Raw genomic sequence first — 14,539 nt, forward strand, 5'->3', positions numbered from 1 at the left:
GGCGGAGCGGGCGCGGCCGCGGCGGCCGGTCGTGGCGGGTCCATGGGGGGCGCCGGAATGGGAGCCGGAGCCAACCGCGGCGGTCAGGGTGGCGAGGACGAGGAACACCAACGTCCGAGCTACCTGGTCGAGGCCGATCCGGACGACCTCTTCGGCACGGAGGAACGCACGGCGCCGCCCGTCATCGGCGAGTGCCGCCCGTCATCGGCGAGTAACGCCCGTTCCCGCCCCGCCGGGAGCGTGTGCCAACCCGGGACGACAGCCCAACGTCGGTCCTACTCCGGCGTGATCGTGCCGGACAGGTGCGGCTTCGGCTTGCGTGCGTGCCACAGCTCGAACGCCCACCCGTCGCGGTCGGTGCCGTCGGTGCCGTCGGTGCCGTCGGTGCGCCACGACGTGAAGGCGACCTTCGCGGGCAGCAGCACCGGCAGCTTGAACCGCACGTCCACCGAGTACGCCCCGGGCAACCGGCCCTCGAACGCGGCCAGTGCGCGTGCCTTGCTCCACATGCCGTGCGCGATCGCGGACGGGAACCCGAACGCCTTCGCCGTCAACTTGTGCAGGTGGATCGGGTTGCGGTCGCCGGAGACCTCGGCGTAGCGGCGGCCGATGTCGCCGGGCACCGTCCACACCGCGTCCGGCGTGGGCGCGGCCAGCTCGGTCTTCCTCGCCTGTTCCGGCCCGGACCCACCGGCCTCCCCGGAGGTGCCGGAGCCGTCCGAACCCCGGCGCAGGTAGGTGCTGACGTCGGTCCACACGGCCTCGTCCGAGGATCCGCCCTCCGGGACCAGTTCGCTGACGACGTCGAACTGCCTGCCCTTCTCGTGCGGCCGCAGGTCGCGGACCCGCACCCGCAGACTGAAGGTCTCCCCGACCCGCACGGGCCGCCGCTGGGTGATCCGGTTGGCGACGTGCACCATGCCGAGCAGCGGGAACGGGAAGTCCGGCTCGGTCATCAGCGCGACCTGCGTCCCGAACACCAGCACGTGCGGGTAGGTCGCGGGCACCTCGTCGTCGAGCCGGAACCCGCACACCCGGTCGTAGGCGGCCAGGTGCGCCGGGTCGATCGTGACACCCGTGCGCACGTACTCGGTGTCCGGCAGCGCGTCGCCGCCGTTCTTGCGCAGTCCGCCGAGCACGGCCTTCGGGTAGAGGGTGCCGAGGCCGGGGGCGGTGTCGAGTTGCTTGACGGTCATCTCAGGCCCCCAAAAAGCCCTGGCCGCACACGCGGACGACGTTGCCGTTCACGGCGGTCGAGGCGGGGTTGGCGTACCAGGCGACGGTCTCGGCGACGTCCACCGGCAGTCCGCCCTGCGACAGGCTGGACAGACGGCGGCCGAACTCCCGGATCATCAACGGTACGGCGGCGGTCATCTGCGTCTCGATGAATCCGGGCGCGACGGCGTTGATCGTGGCGCCGCGCTCGGCCATCCGCGGGGCGTAGTCGTCGACCATGCCGATCACGCCCGCCTTGCTGGTGGCGTAGTTGGCCTGGCCGACGTTGCCGGAGATGCCCGCGATGGAGGACACGCCCACGATCCGGCCGTTGTTTCGCAGGACGTCGTCGGCGAGCAGCTTGTCGTTCACGGCGAGCTGGGCGGCGAGGTTGACGGTGAGCACCGAGTCCCACTGGGCCTCGCTGAGCTTGGCCAGGGTCCTGTCCCGGGTGATGCCCGCGTTGTGCACGACGACGTCGACCCCGCCGTGCCGCTCGGTGAGGTACTCGGCGAGGCGGTCGGGCGCGTCGGCGGCGGTGATGTCCAGCTGCAACGCCGACCCGCCGGTGCGGTTGGCCACGGCGGAGAGGTCCGCCCCCTGTGCCGGGATGTCGAGTGCCACCACGTGCGCGCCGTCGCGGGCGAGCACCTCGGCGATGGAGGCGCCGATGCCCCGGGAGGCGCCGGTGACCAGGGCGGTCTTCCCGTCCAGGGGCTTCTCCCAGCTCTCCGGCGCGGACACCGTCGTGGTGCCGGTGGCGCCGACCCGGATCACCTGGCCGTCGACGAACGCCGACTTCGCCGACAGCAGGAACCGCAGGGTCGACTCGGCGACCTCCTCGGCACCGGCGGCGACGTAGAGGAGCTGCGCGGTTGCGCCGCGCTTGAGCTCCTTGCCGACCGTGCGGGTGAAGCCTTCGAGCGCGCGTTGGGCGATGCGCTCCCGGCCGGAGACCTGCTCGGGCGGCGTGCCGAGGACGACCACCCGGCCGGAGTGCCCGATGTTGCGGATCACGGGGTGGAAGAAGGCGTGCAGCTCGCGCAGTTCGGACGGGTCGGTGATGCCCGTGGCGTCGAACACCAGCGCGCCGTAGCGGGAGCTCTCGGACGCCGAGCGCAGCACCTGGATGCCGGCGTTGCCGAGCTGGGTCGCCAGCGTCTTCTCCAGCCGCCCGTTCGGGGCGGCCCCCAGCAGTGCCGGCCCTTCGAGCGGGGGCTGGCCCGGTGAGTAGCGCCGCAGCACCGGCGGCTCGGGGAGCCCGAGCTTCGAGGTCAGGAACTTGCCCACGGGTGTCGTGGTGAACTGCTGGTACTTGTCAGCCATCGGTCTGCCTCCCGTGCCGAGTATGCACTCCACAGCTTAACCTACTAGCGAGTAGGTTACCCTTGAGACGGGTGCGAAAATACGCTGACCAGGAGGAGCCATGACCTCAGCGCAGAAATCCGGCCGCGGCCGGGGACGGAGCGGCCGCAGCAGGGCGGCGGAGACCGGCGTGCGGAAGGTCGCGATCGTCGGCGCCAACCGCATTCCGTTCGCCCGCTCGAACGGCCCCTACACCGACGCCTCGAACCAGGACATGCTCACCGCCGCGCTGGACGGCCTGGTCAGCCGGTTCTCGCTGCAGGGCGAACAGCTCGGCGAGGTCGCCGCCGGGGCGGTGCTCAAGCATTCGCGCGACTTCAATCTCGCGCGGGAGACCGTGCTGGGCAGCGCGCTCTCGCCCACCACGCCCGCCTCGGACGTCCAGATGGCCTGCGGCACGGGCCTCCAGTCGATCGTCAACGTGGCCAACAAGATCGCCCTCGGGCAGCTCGACTCGGCGATCGCGGGCGGGGTGGACACCACCTCGGACGCACCGCTGGCGGTGAACGACTCGCTGCGCAAGCTGCTGGTGCGGTTCAACGCGGCGAAGAGCGTGGGTGAACGGGCCAAGCTGCTCGGCAGGATCCGCCCGGGGCACCTCGTCCCGGAGATCCCGCGCAACGCCGAGCCGCGCACCGGCCTGTCGATGGGTGAGCATGCCGCGCGTACGGCGAAGGCGTGGGAGATCGGCCGCACCGAGCAGGACGAACTCACCGCCACCAGCCACCAGCGGCTGGCCGCCGCCTACGACCGGGGCTTCTTCGACGATCTGCTGACCCCGTACCTGGGGCTGACCCGCGACCAGAACCTGCGCCCGGACTCGTCGGCGGAGAAACTGGGCAAGCTCAAGCCGGTGTTCGGCGGGCGGGACGGCACGATGACGGCGGGCAACTCGACGCCGCTGTCCGACGGCGCGTCGATGGTGCTGCTGGCCACCGAGGAGTGGGCCAAGGAGCGCAACCTGCCGGTGCTGGCGTACCTGACGCTCGCGCAGACGGCGGCCGTGGATTACGTGCACGGCGACGAGGGCCTGCTGATGGCCCCGGCCTACGCCGTGCCGCGGATGCTGGACAAGGCGGGCCACTCGCTGGGCGACTTCGACTACTACGAGATCCACGAGGCGTTCGCCTCGCAGGTGCTGGCCACACTGAAGGCCTGGGAGGACCCGGAGTTCGCCAAGCAGCGCCTCGGCCGCGACCAGCCGCTCGGCGCGATCGACCGGGACCGGCTCAACGTCAACGGCTCATCCCTGGCGGCGGGCCACCCGTTCGCCGCCACCGGCGGCCGGATCGTGGCCGGCCTGGCCAAGCAGCTCGCCGAGAAGGGCTCGGGCAAGGGCCTGATCTCCGTCTGCGCCGCCGGCGGCCAGGGCATCACCGCGATCCTGGAACGCTGACCGGGCGGTGTCACCCCGGGTGTTGCCGTGAGGGGCACTTTCCCTGCGTCTGGCGCAGCGAATGTGCCCCTCACAGCACCTGGCGCAGGGAATGTGCCCTTCACGGTCACCGGTGACGCACACGGGAGAGCCACGCCCGGCGCACGTCAGAGGTCGAACTCGCCGTCCTTCACTCCGGCGATGAAGGCCGCCCATTCGGCCTCGGGTAGTGGATCGTGGCCGCGTCCGGGTGCTTCGAGTGGCCCACCTCGACACCGCCCCCGACAGCGGACCGAACCTCGACACAGTCCCCCTGATTCCCGCTGTGGCTCGACACGCGCCACCGGCCGTCAGTCCACATCCGCTGCCTCCAGATCGTCGGCCAACTTCGTGATGAGCACCTCGGTCGCCGCCGGGCTCATCGCCTGCTCCCGCAGCGTATCGGCGGCGGCCCGGTAGTCCCGCACGTCTCTGCCCTCGGTCAGCGTTGCTGGAACTGGGCTTCACCGTCGCCGAAGAGGGTGGCATCGACTGCACCGGGGTCGAGAACGCCATCTCCGTGGGCTACGACCTCCCGCACGCCCGGTGATCCGGCACGTCGAAACGTCCGTACCGGTGGTCACTTTCGCTCACACCAAGCCCATGGTCAGAATGTAACCTCCCCTGACCCGTCGGCGAGCGTGTGGAGAATCGACCCGATGGTGGACAGAACGAGTGGCGTGCCGGTGCACCGCCAGGTCGCCGCGGACGTCCGCGACCGCATCGCCGCCGGTGAGTACGGCCCGGGTGACCGGCTGCCGAGCGAGCGGGAGATGGTCGAGTCGTACGGCGCCTCGCGGCTGACCGTCCGGGAGGCGCTGAACCTGCTCCGGGCCGAGGGGGTCGTGGTCACCGAGCAGGGCCGCGGAGTGTTCGTCCGCGACTGGACGACCATCCACCGACTCGCCCGGTCCCGGCTGTCCCGCTCCGCCCGGGAACAGGACAAGGGTGCGTTCCGCGGCGACGCGGCATCCGAGGGATTCACCCCGTCGGTGGCGGTCACGGTGCGGTTCGAGCCCGCCGACGAGCGCACCGCGCGGCACCTCGACCTCACCCCCGGCGACGAGGTCACCGTGCGGGAGCGGGTGATGTGTGCCGACGGGGAGGTGGTGCAACTCGCCGTCTCCCGGCTGTCGCGCGCGCTGACCCGCGACACCGCGATCGAACGGGACGACGCCGGGCCGGGCGGGTCGTACGCGCGGCTGGAGGAGGCCGGACACCGACTCGGCCACTACGCCGAACACGTCGGTTCCCGGATGCCCACCCCCGACGAGGTCTCCACACTGCAACTCGGCCAGGGCATCCCCGTCCTCACGGTCACCCGCATCGCCCACGGCCGGGACGGGAGACCGCTGGAGATGAACGACATGGTGCTGCCCGCCCACCGCTACCAGCTCTCCTACGAATGGGCGGCCGACTGACGGGACCGTCCCGGCCGGAAATCCGGCCGACATCTGTCGGTGGTCGCTTCTACTCTGGCCCTATGTCCCAGACCGAGAGACCGATCGCGGTGCGCGCCCGCGGTCTCGTCAAGACCTACGGTGCGACCCGCGCGCTGGACGGCGTCGACCTCGACGTGCCCACCGGCCGGGTGCTCGGCCTGCTCGGGCCGAACGGCGCGGGCAAGACGACGACCGTGCGTATCTTGACCACCCTGCTCAAACCCGACTCCGGCGAAGCGGCGGTGGCTGGGCACGACGTGCTCGGTGACCCGAACGCCGTGCGCGCCGCCATCGGGGTGTCCGGGCAGTACGCCGCCGTCGACGAGAATCTCACCGGTTTCGAGAACCTCTACATGGTCGGCAGGCTCTACGGTCTGAGCAAACGGGACGCGAAGAGACGTGCCCGCGAACTGCTCAGCCGTTTCCGGTTGGACGAGGCCGCCGACCGTGCCGCCAAGGGCTACTCCGGCGGGATGCGCAGGCGACTCGACCTCGCGGGCGCCCTCGTCGTCAACCCCGAGGTCGTGGTGCTCGACGAACCGACCACGGGGCTGGACCCGCGCGGGCGCCTGGACATGTGGGAGGTGATCGAGCAACTCGTCGCCACCGGCGCCACGGTGCTGCTGACGACGCAGTACCTGGAGGAGGCCGATCGCCTGGCCGACACGATCGTCGTCATCGACAAGGGCCGCGTCATCGCCCGCGGCACGGCCGACGAGCTCAAGGACCACATCGGCGGGGAACGGCTCGAACTCGTGGTGGCCGATCCCGGGAACCTGCACACGGCCGAGCGGGTGCTCAAGGAGGTCGGCACGAGCGAGCCCGTGGTCACCGAATCCACCCGCACGGTCACCGTCCACGTGGACACCGGCGCGACGGCGCTGATGGAGGCGCTGCGCAAGCTGGACGCCGAGGACGTGACCGTGCAGGACGTCGCGCTGCAACGTCCGACGCTCGACGACGTCTTCCTGTCCCTGACCGGCCACGCCACCGAGGAGGAGACCCCGTGACCGGGTTCGCCAAGGTCCTGTCCGACAGCGGGACCATCACCTGGCGCAACGTGATGAACGTGCGGCGCAACCCCGACTGGCTGCTCGGGGCGACCGCGTTCCCGATCATGTTCGTGTTGTTGTTCGCCTACGTCTTCGGGGACGCGATCGGTGGTCCCGGCGGGGGCGGCGCGCAGTACCGGGAGTTCCTGATCGCGGGCATCTTCGCCCAGACGGTCGCGTTCAACTCCTCTTACACCGTGATCGGCTTCGCCAACGACCTGCAGAAGGGCATCATCGACCGGTTCCGCTCGCTGCCGATGTCCCGGCTTGCCGTGCTGGTCGGCCGCACCACCGCCGACCAGGTGCTCAGCATCGTGGTGCTGGTGGTCATGTCGGTGTGTGGACTGCTGATCGGCTGGCGGATCAACAGCAGCGTCGGCGAGGCGGCGCTGGGCTACCTGATGATCCTGCTGTTCGCCCTGGCGATGTCCTGGGTCGGCGCCTACATCGGCCTCGTCGCCCGCAGCGTCGAGGTCGCCAACAGTGCGGGGCTGATCTGGATGTTCCCGCTGACGTTCGTCTCGTCGGCGTTCGTCCCGCAGGAGAGCCTGCCCGGCGTGCTGGGCACGATCGCCGACTGGAACCCGTTCACCGCCGCGGTCAACGCCACCCGCGACCTCTTCGGCAACACCAGCCCGGCAGGCTGGCCCGAGGCGTCCGGATGGCCGGCCGAGAACGCGGCCCTGTACGCGATCCTCAGCTGCATCGTGATCATCGGCATTTTCGCGCCACTGGCGACCGCCCGCTACCGCCGGGTGGCCAGCCGCTGACGCGGGACCGCGGGCGGCGGCGGCCGACGAACGAGGCGTGACCGCCGTCGCGGTGCGGGAACGGAGCCGCGGTACGGGAACGGAGCCGCGGTACGGGAACGGAGCCGGGTCAGTGCCGGTGCGTCGCGGCGGACTTCGCCCGCCCGGCTCCCTTCTTCGCCGCCTTCAGAGCCTTGCCCTTCCCCTTGGCCATGCCAGCGGCCCGGCCCTGCCGCTTCGCCGCCCCGGCCGTCGCCATCTCGGAGACCTTGGTGGCCTTCGCCGCCGCCAGGCCGGCCTTGCCCTGCACCGCCCCCATCCTGCGCTGTGCCGCCCCGGCCTTGCCCTGCACCTGGTGCCCGACCTCCTCGGCCGCGTGCCGGGTCCGCCAGCCCAGTGACGGCTTGCCACCCGTGTCGGCCGCCGAGATGAGCAGGCCGCCCGCGAGGCTCGCGTTCTTCAGGAACTCGGTCAGCTCCTGCTGACGCTTCTGCGGGTCCTGTTCCTCCCAGAACGCGTGACCGACCACGGTCGTGGGTACCAGGCTGCCCAGCAGCAGCACCGAGGAGAGCCGCGGAAGCACCCCCACGGTCAGCATCGTGCCCGCGGCGATCTTCAAGGCCGCGTCCACCTGGACGAGCGTGACCGGGTCGCTCGGCAGTTCACCGGCCTTCTCCCCGACGGTCTTGTCGAGCAACGGCTTGGCCGCCTCGGCGTGGGCCTCCTTCTGCCGCAGTGCGTTGATGCCGCCCGCGAGGAAGATGGAGGCGAGCAGTGGGCGGGCCACCCGGCGGAGAATCATGCGACCTCCCTGGTCGAAATGTTCGGACAGGTTCACCGACGACCGGGCTACCCGTTTCCCGCCGACTTCACCCGTGCCGCCCGCGTCGCCACGGACGGCACCGGAGACGTCGTCGCACACTGGTCCGAACGTGTGACCTGGATGACATCCTCGAACGGGTGTAACGCACCCGGGTAAGCCGGCGATATTCCAGATGCCCCCGTGGTGCTGGCGGACCCCCGACCTGGCAGCATCACGGGGTTTCCACTGTCCGGCCCCGGTCGGACTCTCCCTGCCCGGGGAGCGCTGCGCCGTCCGGGGAGCTCTGCGCCGCCCGGGGAGCGCTGCGCCGTCCGGGGAGCTCTGCGCCGCCCGGGGATGCGCCGCCCGGCTCCGGGGTGTTCCCCCGTCGGCCCGATTGCCGTGCGCCCGCGATGTCGAGCCGTCAACATTGAGTGGTTCGCACCTCCACTCGGTAGGGTCTGATCGATGTCGAGACAGGGTTACGCGCTCGGGGTAGTGACGTTGGCGGCCGCCGTGACACTGACCGGGTGTGTCAGCGAGGTCGGCGGATCGCCCGCGCCGCCCTCGACCGACCATCGCGCCGCGGGGGCCACCGAGGACCCCGGTGCCACGGACACCACCGCGGCACCGTCCACGGTTCGGCCGGTTCCCGGCACCGATTCCGGTGAAATCCCTCCGGACCTCGCCGAGGCCGGTGACTGTGTCTCCACCGACGCCACCACGGTCGTCGACTGTGCCGGACCGCACACCGTCGAGATCGTCGACACCGGCACCCTCGACGGGGCCGACGGCGCCGCCCCGCCGCCCGAACAGGCGGTGTACGAGGCGGCGCTGCCGGACTGCCGGGCCGCGGTCGCGGACTTCCTGGGCAGTGCCGACTACGACGTCACCACTCTCGGCGCGTGGTTGTTCTGGGCGGACGCGGACCGGTGGGACCGGGGTCAGCGCTGGTACCGCTGCGGGGTCGTGCGGGTGAACGCGGACGGGGAACCACGCACCCGGGAGGGGTCGCTGCACCGCGCCCTGACCGGCGACGACGGTCTCGACGGGTTCCGGCTGTGTTCCCGGGAGCGTCCCGCGGACGAACGTCCCCGGGCGGCGCCGTGCGACGGACCGCACCGGAGCGAGGCCGTCGCCGCGATACCGCTGGGCACGCCGGACGGTGCGCTCCCGGACGTGGAGAAGATCAACGCACTGGGACGGCAGGAGTGTGGGCGGGCCGTGCGCGACTACCTCGGCACCGACCGGGACGACATCGGCGCGGCCTGGCGCTGGCCCCGGGAGGCGTCCTGGCGTCAGGGATTCACGAACCTGCTCTGTTTCGCCGAGACCGAGCAGCCGGTCGACACGCTCCTGCGCGGCATCGGCACGAAACCACTCCCGACCGTGTGACCGTGCGTAGGCGGTGCGCACCGCCGACGTGACCCGATTCTCCGGTTCCCCCCGGGCCGGTCGCGCACTACCGTGCCGCCATGGCGAACGAGGTCCGCGACGACGGCGTGCCCGACCGGACCGGCCCGACGGCCGTGCCGACACCGGGACCCACGGGACCCACGGGATCCGCGGGGTCCACAGGGCCCACCGGACCCGAGGTGCCCACGACGTGGCGGGCGCGGGTACGCCAGCTCGGGCCGGGGATCATGGCCGCGGCGACCGGCGTGGGCGCCGGCGATCTCGTGGCCACGATGGTGGCGGGCTCCCGCTACGGATACACCCTGCTCTGGGCGGTGCTGCTCGGCACGATCTTCAAGATCGCGCTCGCGGAGGCGGTCGGGCGCTGGCACCTGACCTCCGGACGGACCCTGCTGGCGGGCTGGCGCACGCTGGGCCGGTGGGTACTGGTCTACTTCGGCGCCTACACCGTCGTCTGGGGATTCGTCTACGGGGCCACCGCCATGTCGGCCTCCGGCCTGCCGCTCAACGCGCTCGTCCCCGGCGTGTCCGTGCGGTACTGGGCCATCCTCTGTGGCCTGCTCGGGTTCGCGCTCGTATGGTTCGGGCGGTACGCGGTGCTGGAAAAGATCATGACGGTGTTCGTCGGCGTCATGTTCGTGACCGTGGTCGCCACGGCCGTGCTGGTGGCCCCGAACCTGGTCGAGGCGGCGGGCGGGCTCGTGCCCCGGCTGCCGGACGGGTCACTCGTGTACGCGCTGGGTCTCGTGGGCGGGGTCGGCGGGACCATCACCATGGCCGCCTACGGCTACTGGACGCTGGCGAAGGGCTGGCGGTCGTCGCGCTGGCTGCCGATGATGCGGTTCGACAACCTCGTCGGCTACGTGACCACCGGCGTCTTCGTGGTCGCCATGCTCGTGGTCGGCGCCGGGATGCTGGCCGGGACGGACGTCGTCGCCGGTGACGTCGGCCTGCTGATGCTCGGCGACCGGCTCGCCGCCGGGTACGGCGAATGGGCCCGCGTGCCGTTCCTGGTCGGGTTCTTCGCCGTGTCGTTCACCTCGCTGATCGGCGTGTGGAACGGGGTGAGCCTGCTGTTCGCCGACTGGTGGCGGACCTGGCGCCTGCCCGCACACCCGGCCGACACCGGCGCCGACACGGACGCCGCCACGGACGCCGACACCGACTACGAACGGCGGGCGGGCGTGCGCAGCAGGCCCTACCGCGCCTACGTGCTGTGGCTGACGTTCCCGCCGATGGCGCTGCTGTTCCTGGACCGGCCGTTCCAGCTCACCGTGGCCTACGGGGTGCTGGGGGCGTTGTTCATGCCCTTCCTCGCGGGCACGCTCCTGGTCCTGCTCAACTCCGCACGGCTGCCCCGCGAGTTCCGCTCCCGTTCGGTGTCCAACACACTCCTGGTGATTTGCCTGGCACTGTTCGCCTACCTCGCGGTCGACCAGATCGTCGGCCTGTTCGAGTGAGCCGTGAAGGACTCCTTCCCTGCATCGCACGCAGGGAAGGAGTCCTTCACGGCAAACGCGGCACTCAGGCCAGGCGCTGCTTCATGGTGTCCAGTTCGTCGAGGAGGGCGGACGGGATCTTGTCCCGGCCGATCTTGTCGAACCACTCCTCGATGAGCGGGATCTCCTGACGCCACTCGTCCGGGTCGACGTCCAGGGCGGCCTGGATGTCGGCCAGCGGCTCGGTCAGACCCGCGATGTCCAGGTCGTCGGCGGTCGGCACGTTGCCCACCGGCGTCTCCGTCGCCGACGCCGTGCCCTCGATGCGCTCCACGATCCACTTGAGCACGCGCGAGTTCTCGGAGAAGCCCGGCCACAGGATCCGGCGGTCGTCCCCGCGGCGGAACCAGTTGACGTAGAAGATCTTCGGCAGCCTGAGCTCGTCCGAGTTCTTGCCGATGTCCAGCCAGTGCTGGAAGTAGTCGCCCGCGTGGTAGCCGAGGAACGGCAGCATCGCCATCGGGTCGCGGCGCACCTCGCCGACCTTGCCCGCCGCGGCGGCCGTCTTCTCCGACGACATCGTGGCGCCCATGAACACGCCGTGCTGCCAGTCGCGCGCCTCGTTGACCAGCGGGACCGTGCTCGCACGGCGGCCGCCGAACAGGATCGCCGAGATCGGTACACCCTGCGGGTCGTCCCACTCCGGGGCGAGGATCGGGCACTGCGACATCGGCGTGCAGTAGCGCGAGTTCGGGTGCGCGGCGGGCTCCCCGGCCTCGCCGTCGGCGGGTGTCCAGTCCTCCTTCTTCCAGGAGGTCAGGTGCGCGGGCTTCTCGCCCGCCATGCCCTCCCACCACACATCGCCGTCGTCGGTGAGGGCGGTGTTGGTGAACACCGTGTTGCCCTTCTCGATCGTGCGCATGGCGTTCGGGTTGGTGTGCTCGTCGGTGCCCGGAGCCACGCCGAAGAAACCGAACTCGGGGTTGATGGCGTAGAGCCTGCCGTCGGAGCCGAAGCGCATCCACGCGATGTCGTCACCGAGCGTCTCGGCACGCCAACCCGGCAGCGTCGGCTGCAACATCGCCAGGTTGGTCTTGCCGCAGGCGCTGGGGAACGCCGCCGCGACGTAGTACACCTTGTCCTCGGGCGAGATGAGCTTGAGGATCAGCATGTGCTCGGCCAGCCAACCCTCGTCCCGCGCCATCACCGAGGCGATGCGCAGCGAGTAGCACTTCTTGCCGAGCAGCGAATTGCCGCCGTAGCCGGAGCCGTAGCTCCAGATGGTGCGGCTCTCCGGGAAGTGGCTGATGTACTTCGTGTCGTTGCACGGCCAGGGGACGTCCTCCTCACCGGGTTCGAGGGGGGCGCCCACGGAGTGCAACGCCGGGACGAACTCGCGCTCCGTGCCGTCCCCGGTCACGAACTTGTCCAGCGCGGCCTGCCCCATCCGGGTCATCACGCGCATGGAGGCCACGACGTAGGCGAAGTCGGTGATCTCGATGCCGAGCTTGGGGTTCTCGTCGCCGAGCGGGCCCATGCAGAACGGGATGACATACATCGTCCGACCACGCATGCAGCCCCGGTAGAGCTCGGTCATGGTGGCCTTCATCTCGTCCGGGTGCTTCCAGTTGTTGGTCGGCCCGGCATCGGCCTCGCGTTCGGAGCAGATGAAGGTCCGCTCCTCCACGCGGGCCACGTCGGAGGGGTCCGAGGCGGCCCAGTACGAGTTGGGCCTGGCCTTCAGCGGGACGAGGGTGCCCGCCTCGACCAGCTCGTGGTTAATGCGCTCGGCCTCTTCGTCGGAGCCGTCCACCCAGACGACCCGGTCCGGGGTGGTGAGTTCGGCGACGTCGCGCACCCACGAGAGCACACCGCTGTGCGTCGTTGGCGCTTTGTCGAGACCGGGGATGGCCACTGCAGTCATCTCTAACTCCTGTCTTCGACGACAAGAGCCCACACACGGACGCCAGTGTCCGGATGCGGGCTCCGTTGCCGGCGACCGAATGGCTACAAGCGCACCGTCGCGCGGTGTGCTCACGTTCTTGGATGCCCTGAGAGTAGCGGCCCGACACAGCCTGAACCGACCCATGACCTGTCGGTTCTCTCACAAGAACGATAAGGGAATCGATTCAGATTCCGGCTGAATCGGGTCAGCGCGAAAGGGTTTCCGCGTGCTCGGCGACCCGACGGTGGCGCCCGCCCGCCGTAACTTGCCGGTACCCCGGTCGCCTCTGTCCGTTTCGCCCGTGTTCACCGCGACGTCGACCGACCGTGTGCGGAGTGTGTCGACGCGAGCCGGGGTCCGGTGCCAGTCGTGTTCGGTCGTGTCAGTTCGGGCTGATCCACTGGCCGGTGGCCGCGTCGATCCACGCCACGCCCTCGACGCGTCGGGTATCCGTGTCCCAGCCGGACCCGTCCCAGTCGGCCCCGTCCCCGGGCGCGTCCGCGCGCACGCCGTCGTGGTCGGCACCGGTGTCCACCTCGGTCCACTCACCGTCCCCGGTGTGCTCGTAGGTGGTCGCGGTGCCGGTGTCGTCGATCACCACCGCCACGTCGGCGGACCCGTCGCCGTCCACGTCGGTGTAGGTGACGGTGTTGCCCTCGGCATCGGTGACGACGGCGGTGTCGTTCACGCCGTCGTGGTCGGTGTCCGTCGTCGCGGGGCCGACCTCGACGTCGCCACCGGGCAGGTCGGCGACGATCGTGCCGCCGCCACTGGTCCGGGTCTCGGGATCCGGGTCGCCGTCGGGGTGCGGCCCGTCCGGGACGGCCACCCACTCCCCGGTCGCCTCGTCGTAGTCCGCGTGTGCGGTCACCCGGTCCCGCGCGTCCCAGCGGACGTACTCGTCGGCCGCGCCGTCCCCGTCGTTGTCGACGAACGCCTGGGCGCTGCCGTCGGCGCGGTCCACCACCGCGGTGTCGGCCACACCGTCCCCGTCGAGGTCCAGATTCGTCTCGGCGGTGTACTCCTCGCCCTCGACGGTCACCAGCATGTCGTCCGGCGTGCCCGTCGCGCCGGTGTCGGTGCCGCCGCCCGTCTCATCCGCCCACACGGTCACTCCCCCTCACGGTCGCGAGCCGGTCCGGAATTCCGGAAACGCTGCTCACTGAGACCCACGGTAAGCCCGTCGGGTTCGGGGACCAAGTGTTTCCCCGACTTCGCCGTGTTTCCCCGACTCCGCTGTCTCCGCACACCCCGCTTGTCTCCGCACACCCCGCTTGTCTCCGCACACCCCGCTTGTCTCCGCCCACTCCGCGTGTCTCCGCACACTCCGCCGGGGACCGGCCCCACCCCGCCCGCGGGCTCACACCCGCTTCGGCCCGTCCCGCAGTTCCCGGATACGGCCCAGCAGAGCCTCGGCACGCTCCCGCCCCTCGGCCACCCGCCGTGCCCGGTCGGCGACCGACGAGAGCTGCCGGGACCGTTCCCTCCCGTCCAGCCTGATCGCCGTGTCGACGGCTCTCAACTCGGCGTCGATCGCCTCGATGCGGCGGCTCAGTGCGTCATCGAGCGCCAGGGACACCTGTTGCTCGGCCTCGATGAGCTGTTCGGCGACGAGCTGGTCGAGAGTCGAGCGGGCGTCGGCGATCGACTCGACCAGCCACTGCCGGAGGTGCTGCCGGTCGGCCGCGTGCCTGCGGGTT

The 14,539-nt window shown here is 70.8% G+C and carries 11 protein-coding genes and 2 pseudogenes; 6 read left to right on the forward strand and 7 right to left on the reverse strand.

What is annotated here, in order from left to right:
* Nucleotides 1-275: 275 nt before the first annotated feature.
* Together SACHA_RS0114640 and SACHA_RS0114645 are read right to left on the reverse strand one after the other, a co-directional pair.
* Complete coding sequence (locus tag SACHA_RS0114640; RefSeq protein ID WP_019810924.1) at nucleotides 276-1,196, reverse strand: MaoC family dehydratase; 921 nt, start codon at nucleotides 1,194-1,196, stop codon at nucleotides 276-278.
* A 1-nt stretch (nucleotide 1,197) separates the two neighbouring features.
* Entirely contained in the window at nucleotides 1,198-2,541 is a 1,344-nt protein-coding gene (locus tag SACHA_RS0114645; protein WP_019810925.1) for a 3-oxoacyl-ACP reductase, read from the reverse strand.
* 100 nt (nucleotides 2,542-2,641) lie between these two features.
* Here SACHA_RS0114645 and SACHA_RS0114650 point away from each other — a divergent pair, with 100 nt between their 5' ends.
* Nucleotides 2,642-3,976, forward strand: coding sequence for an acetyl-CoA C-acetyltransferase (locus SACHA_RS0114650; RefSeq protein ID WP_028663202.1), 1,335 nt, complete (start codon nucleotides 2,642-2,644; stop codon nucleotides 3,974-3,976).
* Between the two features lie 146 nt (nucleotides 3,977-4,122).
* Here the strand turns inward: SACHA_RS0114650 and SACHA_RS24010 are convergent.
* A pseudogene (locus SACHA_RS24010) lies at nucleotides 4,123-4,316 on the reverse strand (DUF397 domain-containing protein).
* A gap of 337 nt (nucleotides 4,317-4,653) precedes the next feature.
* Between SACHA_RS24010 and SACHA_RS0114665 the strand changes: the two are divergent.
* The 3 genes from SACHA_RS0114665 (at nucleotide 4,654) to SACHA_RS0114675 (ending at nucleotide 7,258) form a co-directional block, all read left to right on the forward strand.
* Entirely contained in the window at nucleotides 4,654-5,415 is a 762-nt protein-coding gene (locus SACHA_RS0114665; RefSeq protein WP_028663203.1) for a GntR family transcriptional regulator, read from the forward strand.
* 62 nt (nucleotides 5,416-5,477) lie between these two features.
* Nucleotides 5,478-6,446, forward strand: a complete 969-nt coding sequence (locus SACHA_RS0114670; protein ID WP_019810930.1) for a daunorubicin resistance protein DrrA family ABC transporter ATP-binding protein — start codon at nucleotides 5,478-5,480, stop codon at nucleotides 6,444-6,446.
* A complete protein-coding gene (locus SACHA_RS0114675) occupies nucleotides 6,443-7,258 on the forward strand; it encodes an ABC transporter permease (RefSeq protein ID WP_019810931.1) in 816 nt (271 codons plus the stop codon). The genes SACHA_RS0114670 and SACHA_RS0114675 overlap by 4 nt, the downstream gene beginning before the upstream one ends.
* A gap of 109 nt (nucleotides 7,259-7,367) precedes the next feature.
* Here the strand turns inward: SACHA_RS0114675 and SACHA_RS0114680 are convergent, their stop codons facing one another.
* On the reverse strand, nucleotides 7,368-8,039 hold the full coding sequence (locus SACHA_RS0114680; protein WP_028663204.1) for a DoxX family protein: 672 nt from the start codon (nucleotides 8,037-8,039) through the stop codon (nucleotides 7,368-7,370).
* A 468-nt stretch (nucleotides 8,040-8,507) separates the two neighbouring features.
* Here SACHA_RS0114680 and SACHA_RS0114685 point away from each other — a divergent pair, with 468 nt between their 5' ends.
* Entirely contained in the window at nucleotides 8,508-9,434 is a 927-nt protein-coding gene (locus SACHA_RS0114685) for a septum formation family protein (RefSeq protein WP_028663205.1), read from the forward strand.
* Nucleotides 9,435-9,514: 80 nt separating this feature from the next.
* A complete protein-coding gene (locus tag SACHA_RS0114690) occupies nucleotides 9,515-10,915 on the forward strand; it encodes an Nramp family divalent metal transporter (RefSeq protein WP_019810934.1) in 1,401 nt (466 codons plus the stop codon).
* Nucleotides 10,916-10,979: 64 nt separating this feature from the next.
* Here SACHA_RS0114690 and SACHA_RS0114695 read toward each other — a convergent pair whose 3' ends face one another.
* The 3 genes and pseudogenes from SACHA_RS0114695 to SACHA_RS24015 all read right to left on the reverse strand — a co-directional run.
* Nucleotides 10,980-12,818, reverse strand: coding sequence for a phosphoenolpyruvate carboxykinase (GTP) (locus tag SACHA_RS0114695; RefSeq protein ID WP_028663206.1), 1,839 nt, complete (start codon nucleotides 12,816-12,818; stop codon nucleotides 10,980-10,982).
* A 403-nt stretch (nucleotides 12,819-13,221) separates the two neighbouring features.
* Complete coding sequence (locus SACHA_RS0114700; protein ID WP_028663207.1) at nucleotides 13,222-13,947, reverse strand: hypothetical protein; 726 nt, start codon at nucleotides 13,945-13,947, stop codon at nucleotides 13,222-13,224.
* Nucleotides 13,948-14,199: 252 nt separating this feature from the next.
* A pseudogene (locus SACHA_RS24015) lies at nucleotides 14,200-14,539 on the reverse strand (dynamin family protein); the annotation flags it as partial.

It is taken from the genome of Saccharomonospora halophila 8 (assembly GCF_000383775.1).
In the GTDB taxonomy this organism is placed as follows: Bacteria; Actinomycetota; Actinomycetes; order Mycobacteriales; family Pseudonocardiaceae; genus Saccharomonospora; species Saccharomonospora halophila.

Bases quoted from the DNA above. Each gene is read 5' to 3' on its own strand.
- SACHA_RS0114680 (WP_028663204.1), bottom strand. From the start codon at position 8,039: ATGATTCTCCGCCGGGTGGCCCGCCCACTGCTCGCCTCCATCTTCCTC.
- SACHA_RS0114670 (WP_019810930.1), top strand. From the start codon at position 5,478: ATGTCCCAGACCGAGAGACCGATCGCGGTGCGCGCCCGCGGTCTCGTC.
- SACHA_RS0114690 (WP_019810934.1), top strand. From the start codon at position 9,515: ATGGCGAACGAGGTCCGCGACGACGGCGTGCCCGACCGGACCGGCCCG.
- SACHA_RS0114645 (WP_019810925.1), bottom strand. From the start codon at position 2,541: ATGGCTGACAAGTACCAGCAGTTCACCACGACACCCGTGGGCAAGTTC.
- SACHA_RS0114685 (WP_028663205.1), top strand. From the start codon at position 8,508: ATGTCGAGACAGGGTTACGCGCTCGGGGTAGTGACGTTGGCGGCCGCC.
- SACHA_RS0114695 (WP_028663206.1), bottom strand. From the start codon at position 12,818: ATGACTGCAGTGGCCATCCCCGGTCTCGACAAAGCGCCAACGACGCAC.
- SACHA_RS0114640 (WP_019810924.1), bottom strand. From the start codon at position 1,196: ATGACCGTCAAGCAACTCGACACCGCCCCCGGCCTCGGCACCCTCTAC.
- SACHA_RS0114665 (WP_028663203.1), top strand. From the start codon at position 4,654: ATGGTGGACAGAACGAGTGGCGTGCCGGTGCACCGCCAGGTCGCCGCG.
- SACHA_RS0114650 (WP_028663202.1), top strand. From the start codon at position 2,642: ATGACCTCAGCGCAGAAATCCGGCCGCGGCCGGGGACGGAGCGGCCGC.